The 13,650-nt window shown below is 65.0% G+C and carries 11 protein-coding genes; 7 read left to right on the top strand and 4 right to left on the bottom strand.

Annotation, left to right across the window (positions count from 1 at the left end; translation table 11 throughout):
* Positions 1 to 184: 184 nt before the first annotated feature.
* From ACMGGG_RS03225 to edd, 4 genes are all read right to left on the bottom strand, one after another.
* Complete coding sequence (locus ACMGGG_RS03225; RefSeq protein WP_414154854.1) at positions 185 to 1,651, bottom strand: ATP-binding protein; 1,467 nt, start codon at positions 1,649 to 1,651, stop codon at positions 185 to 187.
* Entirely contained in the window at positions 1,632 to 2,330 is a 699-nt protein-coding gene (locus tag ACMGGG_RS03220) for a response regulator (protein ID WP_232233528.1), read from the bottom strand. Before ACMGGG_RS03220 ends, ACMGGG_RS03225 begins: the two co-directional genes overlap by 20 nt.
* Before the next feature lie 168 nt (positions 2,331 to 2,498).
* On the bottom strand, positions 2,499 to 3,458 hold the full coding sequence (locus ACMGGG_RS03215) for a glucokinase (protein WP_414154853.1): 960 nt from the start codon (positions 3,456 to 3,458) through the stop codon (positions 2,499 to 2,501).
* The gene (gene edd / locus ACMGGG_RS03210; RefSeq protein WP_054895148.1) at positions 3,455 to 5,281 is read right to left on the bottom strand and encodes a phosphogluconate dehydratase; all 1,827 of its coding nucleotides are present in this window, start codon (positions 5,279 to 5,281) and stop codon (positions 3,455 to 3,457) included. Before edd ends, ACMGGG_RS03215 begins: the two co-directional genes overlap by 4 nt.
* 270 nt (positions 5,282 to 5,551) lie before the next feature.
* On the opposite strand from edd, the gene gap reads away from it, so the two are divergent.
* The 7 genes from gap (at position 5,552) to ACMGGG_RS03175 (ending at position 13,640) form a co-directional block, all read left to right on the top strand.
* Entirely contained in the window at positions 5,552 to 6,553 is a 1,002-nt protein-coding gene (gene gap, locus ACMGGG_RS03205; protein WP_054895147.1) for a type I glyceraldehyde-3-phosphate dehydrogenase, read from the top strand.
* A 117-nt stretch (positions 6,554 to 6,670) separates the two neighbouring features.
* Positions 6,671 to 7,183, top strand: a complete 513-nt coding sequence (locus tag ACMGGG_RS03200; protein WP_054895146.1) for an RNA polymerase sigma factor — start codon at positions 6,671 to 6,673, stop codon at positions 7,181 to 7,183.
* A gap of 148 nt (positions 7,184 to 7,331) precedes the next feature.
* Positions 7,332 to 8,234, top strand: coding sequence for a FecR family protein (locus tag ACMGGG_RS03195; RefSeq protein ID WP_231100319.1), 903 nt, complete (start codon positions 7,332 to 7,334; stop codon positions 8,232 to 8,234).
* A gap of 189 nt (positions 8,235 to 8,423) precedes the next feature.
* A complete protein-coding gene (locus ACMGGG_RS03190; protein WP_414154852.1) occupies positions 8,424 to 11,012 on the top strand; it encodes a TonB-dependent receptor in 2,589 nt (862 codons plus the stop codon).
* Between the two features lie 149 nt (positions 11,013 to 11,161).
* Positions 11,162 to 11,767 (top strand): biliverdin-producing heme oxygenase, encoded by a 606-nt coding sequence (locus ACMGGG_RS03185; protein WP_063543221.1) that lies wholly within the window; start codon positions 11,162 to 11,164, stop codon positions 11,765 to 11,767.
* A 52-nt stretch (positions 11,768 to 11,819) separates the two neighbouring features.
* On the top strand, positions 11,820 to 12,233 hold the full coding sequence (locus tag ACMGGG_RS03180; RefSeq protein ID WP_054895168.1) for a YbaN family protein: 414 nt from the start codon (positions 11,820 to 11,822) through the stop codon (positions 12,231 to 12,233).
* Positions 12,234 to 12,290: 57 nt separating this feature from the next.
* Complete coding sequence (locus ACMGGG_RS03175; RefSeq protein ID WP_414154851.1) at positions 12,291 to 13,640, top strand: CoA transferase; 1,350 nt, start codon at positions 12,291 to 12,293, stop codon at positions 13,638 to 13,640.
* The last annotated feature ends 10 nt before the right edge of the window (positions 13,641 to 13,650 follow it).

Below are 13,650 nucleotides of genomic sequence, written 5' to 3'. Positions count from 1 at the left end.
CTTGCCAGGGACAGGCTGGGTGCCTGTCGTCAGCGAATTCTAGCCAGCCGTCCCGGCGGGCATGTCACGAAGGCCTGTGTGAATGTCACCGTACCGTGACAATTTCAGTGGCCTCATCGCGGGACAAGCCCGCTCCCACAGCTCCCTGTGGTAGCGGGCTTGTCCCGCGATAGGGCTGGCCCAATCAATCGATATTCCGAGGCAGGAACAAGGTCACCCGCAACCCACCCTCACGCAGGTTCAACAAACTCACCTCCCCGCCATGGCTGTGGGCGATGTTACGCGCAATTCCCAGCCCCAGCCCATACCCCTGCTGCTGTCCCGCCAGGCGGAAATGCGGCTCGAACACCTGCTCCAGACGCTGTTCCGGCACGCCGGGGCCCTGGTCGTCGACCTGCAGCACGAAGGCCTCGGCGTTGTCGATGATGCGCAGGTGCGCACACTCGCCGTACTTGATGGCGTTGTCGATCAGGTTGCCGATGCAGCGCCGCAAGGCCAGTGGCTTGCCCGGATAAGGCGCCAGCACACGTCCTTCGACCGTGATTCGACCATCACGCAGGTAGGGTTCGGCGAGGATTTCCAGCACCTGGTTGAGGTCGATCGGTTCGATGTTCTCGTGGATGTCGGTATCTTTCACGCACTGCAAAGCGCCCTTGACCAGCAGCTCCAGCTCGTCGAGATCGCGGCTGAACTTGGCTTGCAGGTGCTCGTCTTCGAGCAGTTCCACCCGCAGGCGCAGGCGGGTGATCGGCGTGCGCAGGTCGTGGGAGATGGCGCTGAACAGCTGCGAGCGTTCGGTCAGGTAGCGGCTGATACGCTCACGCATGGCATTGAACGCGCGCCCTACCTCGACCACCTCGCTGCCGCCACCTTCGGCCACCGGCGGCACGTCCGCCCCCAGTGACATCTCCCGCGCTGCCCGCGCCAGGCGCTTGAGCGGCCAGCTCTGCCAGTGCACCAGCAAGCCGATGAACAACAGCAGCAACAGGGTGGTCAGGGCGATGAAGCCGATCTGCTGGCGCGGCAGACGCTCGGGTTCAAGACCGGTATAGGGCTCGGGCAACAGCGAGGCGATGTACAGCCACTCGCCTTCGTCCAGGCGGATCTGGGTGACCAGCACCGGCGGATTGAGCGGTTCGAGGGTCAACGCGTAGTGGGCCCAGGAGCGCGGCAGCTCGTCGAGCTTCAGGCCGCTGTTGAAGATGCGCAGGTCGTCGGGGCTGACGAACTCGACGGAGATTTCCATCTGCTGACCCAGGCGTTCGTGCAGCACCTGCTGGAACACCTCGATCACCGCTTGCTTGCGCGGGGTGATGGGCAGCACCGGCATGTCCAGCGGCTTTTCGTTGAGCGAGACGAAAAAGCGCGTACCGCCCATGCTGCGCAGCTGATCGAGCACCATCGGCCGGTAGGCCACCGGCAGGGAGCGGAAGTAGCTGACGCTGGCGCTCATCGAGTGCGCAAGGCTGCTGGCGCTGGCGCGCAGGCCCTGCAACTGGCTGGCCCGCAGCTGGGCGACCCAGATCACGCTCGACAACCCCTGGGCGATCAGCACCACCAGCAAGGTGAGCAGCAGCATGCGCCCGAGCAACGAGCGCGGCAGCAGGCGCCAGCGGCGCTCGACAGCCTGCTCAGCCGGCACAGCTGACATTCGCGGCAAGCAGGTAGCCGCTGCCGCGCACGGTGCGGATCAGCCGCGGCGGCTTGTCGGTGTCACGCAGTCGCTGGCGCAGGCGGCTCACCGCCATGTCGACGATGCGGTCCAGCGGCATCGGCTCACGCCCGCGGGTGGCATTGCCAATGGTGTCGCGGTCGAGGATCTGCTGGGGATGGTCGAGAAACAGCTTGAGCAGGGCGAAGTCGGCACCGGAGAGAATCACTTCTTCGCCATCGCGGTGGAACAGACGATGGCTGACCGTATCCAGGCGCCAGTCTTCGAAGGTAAGCACCGCGCTGGCAGGGGTGGCCGTGGTGAAGTCGCAGCGACGCAGCAGGGCCTTGATTCGCGCCTGGAGTTCGCGCGGGCTGAAGGGTTTGCCCAGGTAATCGTCGGCGCCCAGTTCCAGGCCGATGACACGGTCGGCTTCATCGGAGCTGGCGGTGAGCATGATGATCGGCACCCGCGACTGGCGCGGGTGCTGGCGCACCCAGCGGCACAGGCTGAAGCCATCCTCGTCGGGCAGCATCACGTCGAGGATCACCAGGTCGTAGTTGCCGGCATCCAGCGCGCGGCGAAAGCCCTGGCCGTCGGGTTCGGCATGGACCTGGAGGCCGGAGCGGCTGAGGTAGGTCTGCAGCAGCTCGCGAATGTCCTGATCGTCGTCGACCATCAGGATGGTTTTACCGGCAGTGCTCACAATGAATTCCCTTTGGTCGTTACAGGTCTTGATGCCTGTTGTGGCGACATTCTATCGGTGTCGAGGCCATTCGCGGGCAAGCCCGCTCCCACAGTGCCTTGTGGAAACGGGCTTGTCCGCGAATGGCAGCACAACCGACCTTCAGTGGTCCAGCATCTGCTGCAAGGCCACACCGGCTCCGAGCAACCCGGAAAACTCCGCCGTCACCAGCCACACCGGCACTCCCGGGAAGTAGCCGCTCATGCAGCCCTTGTCGGCAAAGCTTGTCGCGAAACCGCTGCGCAGGAACAGCTCGGCGAAGCGCGGCACCACACCGCCAACAATATAGACCCCACCGCGCGCGCCCAGGGTCAGCACATTGTTACCCGCTACACGCCCGAGAAAGCGTGAGAACTGTTCGATCACCGCCAGGGCCTGCGGTTCGCCGCCCAGCGCAGCATCGGTGATCTGCGCAGGGGTCTTGTGACGGGGTGTAGCGCCATCCAGCGCACAGATCGCCTGGTACAGCCGCACCAGCCCACCACCACTGAGCACGGTCTCGGCGCTGACATGGCCGATCTGGTTGTGGATCTGCTGGTGGATCGCCGCCTCACGGGCATTGCCCACCGGCAGGTCGACATGCCCGCCCTCGCCCGGTAGCGCCATCCAGTGCTGCTCGCCAAGGCTGAGCAAGGTGCCGACGCCAAGGCCGGTACCCGCACCGATGACCAGCGCCGGGCGCGCGGCGTCCGCCTGGCCGGGGCACACCTCGACGAACTCGCCAGGCTTGAGGCGGGTCATGCCCAGCGCCATGGCGGAAAAGTCGTTGATCAGCGACAGGCGCTCGACCTGCAGGACCTTGCAGAAGGCCGAGCGGCTCAGGCGCCAGTGATTGTTGGTGAAGCGAAATTCGTCGCCATCGACAGGGCCGGCCACCGACAGGCACACGTCCGAGACGTCGCCACGTTCGAGGCCCTGGTCCTTGAGGTAGGCCTCGATAGCCTGCTCGGGGCTGGAATAGTCCGCCGTCGCCAGCACCTGCACCGCGTGCAGGTCATTGTCACGCCACAGGGCAAAGCGGGCGTTGGTACCGCCGATGTCACCGACCAGCGAGGCCTTCATTTGAAACGCTCCAGGGCAGAGGTAAAGGCGCTGGCGCCCTGCTCTGCCGGGCTGAACGCGACGCGCATGAAGCCGAACAGCTCGCGCCCGCACCCCAGGTCATTACCCTGGGGTGCATCAGGCTGATCGCGACTGGCCAGTTCCTCGGCCGACACCATCAGTTGCAGCGTGCCTTCGACACCGTCGACGCGCACGATATCACCATCGCGCACCCGTGCCAGCGGGCCGCCGTCATAGGCTTCGGGGCACACGTGGATCGCCGCCGGTATCTTGCCCGAAGCACCGGACATGCGTCCGTCGGTGACCAGCGCGACCTTGTAGCCGCGGTCCTGCAGCACACCGAGGAACGGCGTGAGCTTGTGCAGCTCGGGCATGCCGTTGCAGCGCGGGCCCTGGAAACGCACCACGGCGACGAAATCGCGCTCCAATTCGCCAGCCTTGAAGGCATCGGCCAGCGACTGCTGATCGTGGAACACTCGCGCTGGAGCCTCGACCACCTGGTGTTCCGGCGCCACGGCAGAGACTTTCATCACCCCGCGCCCCAGGTTGCCTTCCATCACCCGCAACCCGCCCTCGGCCGAGAATGGCCGGGCGACCGGGCGCAGGATGCTTTCGTCCAGGCTGTGCTGCGGCCCCTCGCGCCACACCAGCTTGCCGTCGTCGAGGAACGGTTCTTGGGTGTAGCGACGCAGACCATGGCCGGCCACGGTATTGACGTCCTCGTGCAGCAGCCCGGCGTCGAGCAGTTCGCGGATCAGGAAGCTCATGCCGCCTGCGGCCTGGAAGTGGTTGATGTCGGCCTTGCCGTTGGGATAGACGTGAGACAGCGTCGGCACCACCTCGGAGAGGTCGGCCATGTCCTGCCAGGTCAGCTGGATCCCGGCAGCCTGGGCAATCGCCGGGATATGCAGGGTGTGGTTGGTCGAGCCGCCGGTGGCGTGCAGAGCGACGATGGAATTGACCAGCGCCTTCTCGTCGACGATCTCGCCCAACGGCATGAAGCTGCCGCTGGCCTTGGTCATGCGCGTGACCTGCTGCGCCGCCTCGGCGGTCAGCGCATCGCGCAATGGAGTGTAGGGGTTGACGAACGAGGCGCCCGGCAGGTGCAGGCCCATGACTTCCATCACCAGCTGGTTGGTGTTGGCTGTCCCATAGAAGGTGCAGGTGCCGGGGCTGTGGTAGGACTTCATCTCCGACTCCAGCAACTCCTCGCGGCTGGCCTTGCCCTCGGCGTAGCGCTGGCGCACGTCGGCCTTTTCCTTGTTGGAGATGCCCGAAGGCATCGGCCCGCCAGGCACGAAGATGGTCGGCAGGTGGCCGAAACGCAACGCACCCATCATCAGGCCGGGCACGATCTTGTCGCAGATGCCCAGCATGAGCGCGGCATCGAACATGTTGTGCGACAGGGCGATGGCCGTGGACATGGCGATCACTTCGCGGCTGGCGATCGCCAGCTCCATGCCGGGTTCACCCTGGGTCACGCCATCGCACATGGCCGGTACGCCACCGGCGAACTGGCCGACCGAGCCGATATCGCGCAGCGCCTGTTTGATCTGTTCGGGGAAGTGCTGGTACGGCTGGTGCGCCGAGAGCATGTCGTTGTAGGCAGAGACGATGGCCACGTTGGCAGCGTTCATCATCCGCAGGCTGTGCTTGTCCTGGCTGCCGCAACCTGCCACGCCGTGGGCGAAGTTGGCGCACTGCAGGCTGGCGCGCATCGGGCCGTCGCTGGCCGCGCCGCGAATGAGCTCAAGGTAGCGTTCACGGGTGGCACGGCTGCGTTCGGTCAGCCTTGCGGTGACCTCAAGGATGCGCGGATGCATGTACTGGACTCCAGGCTATGTGTAAGGGCGACCTGAACCGGCATTTCCACTCCAAACGATTGCGACCTAGGCTCAAGGCAGGGGCCGGAAAGGTCGTTGACGTGGAAGGCTCGATCGCTCGTTGTAGATTTACCAAAATATTGCCACTAAAAATGCTTGTTTTCTATCTTGGAGTGAATAATCTTGTAATTCCAATAACAAAACCGTTTCAGTGAAGCCTCATCCCATTTTGTGCCACAGGCTTCACCCGAACTGCCAGAGGTAATGCCAATGACCCTTCGCATCGCGATCAACGGATTCGGCCGCATCGGACGCAACGTCCTGCGCGCACTCTATACCCAAGGCTACCGCCAGGACCTGCAGGTCGTCGCCATCAACGACCTGGGCGACAGCGCGATGAATGCGCACCTGCTCAAGTACGACAGCGTACATGGCACCTTCGATGCCACCGTCGAGGCCGATCATGAAAGCCTGACGGTCAACGGCGATCGCATCGCCGTCAGCGCCATCCGCAACCCCGCCGAACTGCCCTGGAAAGCCGAAGCCATCGATGTGGTGTTCGAATGCACCGGGCTGTTCACCGACCGCGCCAAGGCCGCGGCCCATATCACTGCTGGCGCCGGCAAGGTGATCATCTCGGCGCCGGCCAAGGGCGCCGATGCTACCGTGGTGTATGGCGTCAACCACGACGTGCTGCGCGCCTCGCACCAAGTCATCTCCAACGCCTCGTGCACCACCAACTGCCTGGCGCCGATCGCCCAGGTGCTGCAGCGTGAGTTCGGCATCGAGCAGGGGCTGATGACCACCATCCACGCCTACACCAACGACCAGGTGCTGACCGACGTCTACCACAGCGACCCCTACCGGGCCCGCTCGGCCACCCAATCGATGATCCCGAGCAAGACTGGCGCCGCCGAAGCCGTGGGCCTGGTGCTGCCGGAACTGGCCGGCAAGCTCACCGGCATGGCGGTACGGGTGCCGGTGATCAACGTGTCGCTGGTCGACCTGACCGTCAACCTCAAGCGCGAAGCCAGTGCCGACGAGGTCAATCGCTTGTTCCTCGAAGCCAGCCGCCATTCGCGCGTGCTCGGCTACAACAGCCTGCCGCTGGTGTCGTGCGACTTCAACCACAACCCGCTGTCGTCGATCTTCGATGCCAACCACACCCGTGCCAACGGCCGCATGCTCAAGGTGCTGGCCTGGTATGACAACGAGTGGGGCTTCTCCAACCGCATGCTGGACAACTGCCTGGCGCTGTTCCGGGCACAATGAAAAAGTCCTTGGGGCTGCCTGGCGGCCCCACCTTTACCCCTTCATGACATTTCTCTGCTTGACCTGACGCACGGATGATAAGCATTATCATTCACCCCTCGTCGGCCAGGTTTCCCCGTGAGTCAGTCCCGGTTCAACTCAGTCTTCCTCACCCAACGCCTCACCCTGCTGCGCACCTTGCAGCGCATGGTCGGCAACCCCAGCACGGCGGAAGACCTGCTGCAGGAAACCTACCTGCGGGTTACCCGTGCGCTGGGCGAGCGGCCTATCGAACACCTCGAACCCTTCGTGTTCCAGACCGCCCGCAACCTTGCCCTCGACCACTTGCGCGCGCGCCGCGTGCAGTCACGCACACTGGTCGACGACGTGCCCGAGCAAGTGCTGCACAATGTCGCCGCGCCGCTGGGCAACAGCGAGGATGCGGTGCATGCCGAGCAACTGCTCAAGCGCCTGAGCGTCAGCCTCGGCCAGCTCACCGCACGCCAGCAGCGCATCTTCATCCTCAGCCGCCTGCACGGTGCCAGCTACCTGGAAATCGCCGAGCAGTTGCAGGTCTCGGCCAGCACCGTACAGAAAGAACTGAAGCTGATCATGGCGATCTGCATGGGTGTAGCCGATCGCCTCAAGTGAGCGACCGCTCGCCACCTGGGCAGGTGCTGGCTCTTGCCATGCCCGCCCACAGCGCCGATCATCTGCAAAAAACGCCATGCAAGGATCCCCCGTGAGCAACCCTGCCCCTCGCCCATTGCCCGCCGAGCCAGATGCCCGCGCCCGTGCCATGGACGAAGCGCAGGACTGGTTGATCCGCCTGCAATGCCCCACCGAGCAGGACACCCAGGACTTCGAAGCCTGGCTGGGCGCTGCCGAGCAGAACGCCGAAGCCTATGTCGAAGCCGAGGCACTGTGGAATGGCGCCGCCCTGCGTCATCTGGCGGGCGATCTGCATCAACAGCGCCGCACCTCGCTGCGCGGACGCCTGCGCCGCCACTGGAAACCCCTGGCCACCGCAGCCGTGCTGCTGGTCGGGCTGTTCACCTTCGGCAACCTGCCGGTGCGCCTGCAGGCCGATCACCTGACCGTGGTCGGCGAACGCCAGCGCCTGCAGCTGGACGATGGCGCCAAGGTGCTACTCAACACCAACTCGGCCTTTGCCAGTGACCAGCGCGACGGACGCCAGGTTGCACGGCTGTTACAGGGCGAGGCCTATTTCGAAGTGCCCGGCGGCAACCAGCCACCGCTTGAAGTCCAGGCCGGCCCCTTGCGTGCACAGGTGCGCGATACCAACTTCGCCGTACGCTACCTCGATGGCCAGGCGCAGGTACGTGTGCAGCGCGGCGATGTCGACCTGCAGGCCGCCAGCGACCAGCGCATCCGCCTGAGCGCCGGAGACAGCATCAGCGTCGGGCCAGACGGTTTCGGTCAGCGCCAGCGCGCCGACCTGCACAAGGAACTGGCCTGGATCGATGGCCGCCTGGTGTTCGAGAACTGCCCGTTGAGCCAGGTGCTCGCCGAACTGCGCCGCTACTACCCGGGCTGGATCATCAACCGCAACGACCATCTGGAACAGGTGGCCGTTACCGGCAACTACCGCCTGGACCAGCCACTGGAGACCCTGCGCGCCCTGGCCCATATCACCTCGGCGCAGTTGCACGAATACCCGGCGGTGGTGATTCTCAACTGAGTGGCGCTCATGGGAACAACTGCCCTTTTCAAAGTCTGAAGACCAGCCCGCCCCCACAAAACCGCCGATAATTATTTTTACGCGACTCCCATCCCACGCCCGTCTCGTTATAGCCAATGCAATTGATTCTTGTTCGAAAACAAGAACTGCACTCACCTATAACAGTTCGCGCGACAGGGAGCGCTTCCGATGTCCTCAGGTCCAACCCGCCCATCCCCCTCTTCCCGACGCATGGGACAACTGTCCCTGCTGACCCTGGCCCTGCTGGCCAGCGGCGCCTGCAGCCTGCCGGCGCTGGCCGCAGAGCCGGCCCAGGCCGCCAGCCCGCGGATGGGCGACTATCGCTTCGCCATCGCCCAGCAACCACTGGTATCGGCGATCAACGCGTTCAGTGAAGTCACCGGCTGGCAGATCGGCTTCTCCGCCGATTTGGCCGAGGGCGTGGCTTCGCCGGGCGTGCAAGGGGCACTGGCGCCGGAAGCGGCACTGCAGAAACTGCTGCACGGCACAGGCCTGGGCTTTCGCAAGATCGGCAACGGCAACGTCGTGCTCGAGCGCCAGACCGCAGGCAACGCCATTGCCCTGCAACAGCTGACCGTCAGCGCCACCCGCAGCGCCCAGGACGTGAGTCAGGTACCGAGCACCGTCAGTGTGCAGACCCGCGAGCAACTGGACCGCCAGAACGTCAACGACATCAAGCAACTGGTGCGCTACGAGCCGGGTGTCTCGGTTGGCGGTGTCGGCCAGCGCAGCGGCCTGAACGGCTACAACATCCGTGGCATCGACGGAGAGCGAATCCTCACCCAGGTCGATGGCGTATCGATCCCCGACAGCTTCTTCTACGGCCCCTACGCCCAGACCCAGCGCAACTACGTCGACCCCGAGATCGTCAAGCGCGTCGAGATCCTGCGTGGTCCGGCCTCGGTGCTGTACGGCAGCAACGCCATCGGCGGCGCGGTGAGCTACTACACCCTCGACCCGGACGACATCATCAAGCCTGGCAAGGACGTTGGCGCGCGCTTGAAGACCGGCTACAGTTCGGCCGACGAAAGCTGGCTGACCTCCGCCACCGTCGCTGGCCGCCAGGGCGACTTCGACGGCCTGCTGCACCTGAGCCAGCGCAACGGCCACGAGACCGAATCCTACGGTGGCCACGGCGGCACCGGCCTTGGCCGCACCGAAGCCAACCCGGAAGACGTGCGCACCACCAACGTACTGGCCAAGCTGGGCTGGAACTACGCCGACGACGCGCGCCTGGGCTTCACCTACGAGCACTACAAGGACGACCGCGACCAGAACATCCTCAGCGCGGTGGGCGGCCCGTTCATCCCCGGCCGTGGTGCGTCGAACATGTATCGGATGCGTGAAGGCAACGACACCGTCACCCGCGAGCGCTTCGGTATCAACCACGAGTTCGGCCTCGACAGCCCGGTCGCAGACCACGTGAAGTGGAGCCTCAACTACCAGATCGCCAAGACCGACCAGCGCACCGACGAACTCTATTTCGCCTCCGGTCGCCAGGTGTTCCGTGATCGCCAGACCACCTACAAGGATCGCCAATGGGTGTTCGATGGTCAGTTCGACAAGGCCTTCAGCATCGGTGAGACCGATCACCTGCTCACCTACGGCACCACCCTCAAGCACGAGAAGGTCACCGGCTCGCGCAGCGGCACCGGCACCTGCCTGAACATCGGTGGCACCTGCCGCGCCATCGGCCAGAACAGCGTGAGCGATAGCCAGGCGCTGGTCAGCGACTTCCCGGATCCGACCATCAACACCTACAGCCTGTTCGCCCAGGACGAGATCCGCTGGAACAACTGGACCTTCCTGCCAGGTGCGCGTTACGACTACACCCGCATGGAACCGAAGATGACCGCAGAATTCCTGCGTGGTATCCAGGGCACCGGTGCAGCGCCGTCCAGCGTCGATGACGGCGACAAGAAATGGCACCGCGTCTCGCCCAAGTTCGGCGTCACCTATGCCTTCAACGACAACTACACCTGGTACGGCCAGTACGCCGAGGGTTTCCGTACCCCGACCGCAAAGGCCATGTACGGCCGCTTCGACAACCCGACCCTGGGCTACAGCGTCGAACCCAACCCCAACCTCGAGCCTGAAAAGAGCAAGAGCTACGAGACGGGCCTGCGCGGCAAGTTCGAGGCCGGCAATTTCGACGTGGCGGTGTTCTACAACAAGTACCGCGACTTCATCAACGAAGACGCCGTGCAGTCCGCCAACCTGGGCTCGACCTTCCAGGCCAACAACATCAAGCACGCGACCATCAAGGGTGCCGAGTTCAAGGGCCGCCTGAACCTCGATCACTTCGGCGCGCCGCAAGGCCTCTACACCCAAGGCTCGCTGGCCTATGCCCATGGCCGCAACGACGACAATGGCCAGCCGCTGAACAGCGTCAATCCGCTGACCGCGGTGATGGGCCTGGGCTACGAGCAGCAGAACTACGGCGGCCTGCTCAGTTGGACACTGGTCAAGCGCAAGACCCGCGTCGACGACAGCACCTTCTTCGCCCCGGATGGCGCCAGCTCGCAGTTCCGCACGCCGGGCTACGGGGTGCTCGACCTGACCGGTTTCTACAAGGTGACCGAGGATGTGACCGTCAACGCAGGCCTCTACAACCTCACCGACAAGAAGTACTGGCAGTGGGATGACGTGCGCGGCTATGACGGCCTTGGCGAGGCGGCGGTGACCCAGCCGGCCAACCTCGACCGCCTGACCATGCCGGGACGCAACTTCGCCATCAATGTGGTCTGGGATATCTGATCCCGGTACCCGCGGGGGCGGCCTTGTGCCGCTCCCGTAACCCCCTCCAGAACACAAATGCCTCCCACTCCCAGGTGAGGTTTTTTTACTGTCCCGCGTCTTCTCTTTCGTCTTGTACCTAGACAGCCCCATTTCCCAAGGATGCCCCCATGACCCGCCACACCTCCGAGCGCGCCGCCCTGCGCTCGCAACGCCTGAACCAGGTCACTCACGCACCGCACACCGAGCTGGACGCTCTGGTCAAGTCGCACGCGCCGTTCGACAGCCGCGAGAGCTTCGCCCGCTTCGTCGTCGCCCAGTACCTGTTCCAGTCCGAACTGCAGGCGCTGTACACCGACCCGGCACTGATCGCCATCGTCCCTGACCTGGCCGAGCGTTGCCGGGCCGAACAGGCGCGCCTGGACCTGGCCGACCTGAACACCGAAGTACCGGCCCCGGTCGCAGGCGCCCTGGTCAAACCAAGCCTGGGCGAAGCCCTGGGCTGGATCTTCGTCTCCGAAGGCTCCAAACTGGGCGCTGCGTTCCTGATCAAGCGTGCCGTGGCCCTGGACCTGTCCGACAGCTTTGGCGCCCGTCATCTGGGCGAGCCCGCCGGTGGTCGTGCAGAGGGCTGGAAACAGTTCACCCGCATCCTCGACAGCCTGGAACTGTCGGCCGAAGAGGACGCTGCCGCCGAGCGTGGCGCAGTCGCGGCCTTCGAGCGCTTCACCGAGCTGCTCAAGCACGCCTACGCCACGGATGCAGCGCTGGCCTGAGACGCACCTGCCGGCCACCATTCGGGTGGCCGGACCGCTTTGCAGTGAGACCATGACCCGACTTGCCCGCTCCCGACTGTCCCGCCTGCTGTATGCGATCCTGGCTTATGTCAGCCTCGGGATAGGTCTGGTCGCCATCGTCATTCCCGGCCTGCCCACCACCGAGTTCATCCTCCTGGCCGCCTGGGCAGCGACCCGCAGCTCACCGCGCCTGTCCGCCTGGCTGGAGAACCACCGGCTGTTCGGACCGATCCTGTGGAACTGGCGCAACGGCAAGGTGATCCAGCGCCGCGCCAAGGTCAGCGCGACCATCAGCATGCTGCTGTGCGCAGGGTTGATGCTCACCATGCTCGAGCACCACTGGCCAGTGTTTCTTGCCATCGCCGGCATGACCCTGGGCAACCTGTGGATCTGGTCGCGCCCCGAACAACCCACCGCGCCACTGCCCGCCCAACTGCAACGCTGAGCATTTGCATCCCAGCGCGGGATGTACTGCAATGGGATCCACCAAGGAGGATCCTGCATGCCCCAGTTGCTCGACACCATCGTCCGTGAACTTAACCTCGACCACGCCGCCCTGCGCTGGCACGGCGTTGGTGGGCTGCCCTCGACGTTTGCCGTCACCGACCTGGCCGCCGCGAGCATGGCCGCTGCCGGGCGGGCACTGGCCAGCCTGCTGCAGCGCCAGACCAACAACTGCCCGCTGGTCAGCGTCGATCGGCGCCTGGCCTCGTTCTGGTTTGCCACCAGCCTGCGCCCACATGGCTGGCAGACCCCTCCCCTGTGGGACGCCGTCGCCGGTGACTATCCCACCCGCGATGGCTGGATTCGCCTGCACACCAACGCCCCCCATCATCGTCAGGCCGCACTCGGCGTGCTGGGCGCCCCCGCCGATCGCCAGGCGGTCGCGGCGCAGGTCCTGCGCTGGGACGGTGAGGCGCTGGAAAGCGCCGTGGTCGAAGCCGGAGGCTGTGCGGCGAAGATGCGCAGTTGGGCGCAATGGTGCGAACACCCGCAGGGGCAGGCAGTGAACAAGGAGCCCTTGGTGCTGCGTGAGCAGTTCGACGCGGCAGCGCCATTGGCCTGGCAAGGCTGTGAAACACGTCCGCTGGCCGGTATCAAGGTGCTGGATCTGACGCGTATCCTCGCTGGCCCCACCGCCAGCCGCTTGCTGGCCGCCTTCGGCGCCGAAGTGCTGCGCATCGACCCATTCGGTTGGGATGAGCCGGCGGTGGTCGCCGAAGTCACCCTGGGCAAGCGCTGTGCGCGCCTGGATCTGCGTGCGACGCCTGACCGCGAGGTGTTCGAACGGCTGCTAGGCGAGGCCGACATTCTCCTGCATGGCTATCGCGCCGATGCACTGGAGCATCTGGGTTTTGGCGCGCAGCACAGGCGCCAGCTCAACCCAGGCCTGATCGATGTAAGCCTCAACGCCTACGGCTGGAGCGGCCCCTGGCAAGCATGCCGCGGCTTCGACAGCCTGGTGCAGATGAGCAGCGGCATCGCCCGCGAAGGCATGCGCTGGCAACAAACGGACAGACCTGTGCCTTTGCCGGTGCAGGCGCTGGACCATGCAACCGGGTACCTGATGGCAGCCGAGGCGATCCGCGGGCTGGAACAGCGCCTGGCTCATGGCGCCGGTTACCGGGCACGGCTGTCCTTGGCTCGCACCGCCAAGCTGTTGGTGGAGCATGGAACGATGGCGGATGACTTGCCCCTGGCCGCAGAAACGCCGGAGGATCTCGACCCGCATCTGGAGCAGACGCCCTGGGGGCCCGCGCAAAGGATCAAGGGGCCGTTGAAGGTGGGGCAGGCGTCGATGCACTGGGCACGTGGGGCTTGCGAGCTGGGTTCGGCTCAAGCGCGTTGGTGACGATTTATGG

The organism is Pseudomonas sp. BNK-44-b, from assembly GCF_047456245.1.
Lineage (GTDB): Bacteria > Pseudomonadota > Gammaproteobacteria > Pseudomonadales > Pseudomonadaceae > Aquipseudomonas > Aquipseudomonas machongensis.
Note: the sequence above shows the minus strand (reverse complement) of the source record. Positions and strands in the feature narration are given on the sequence as shown.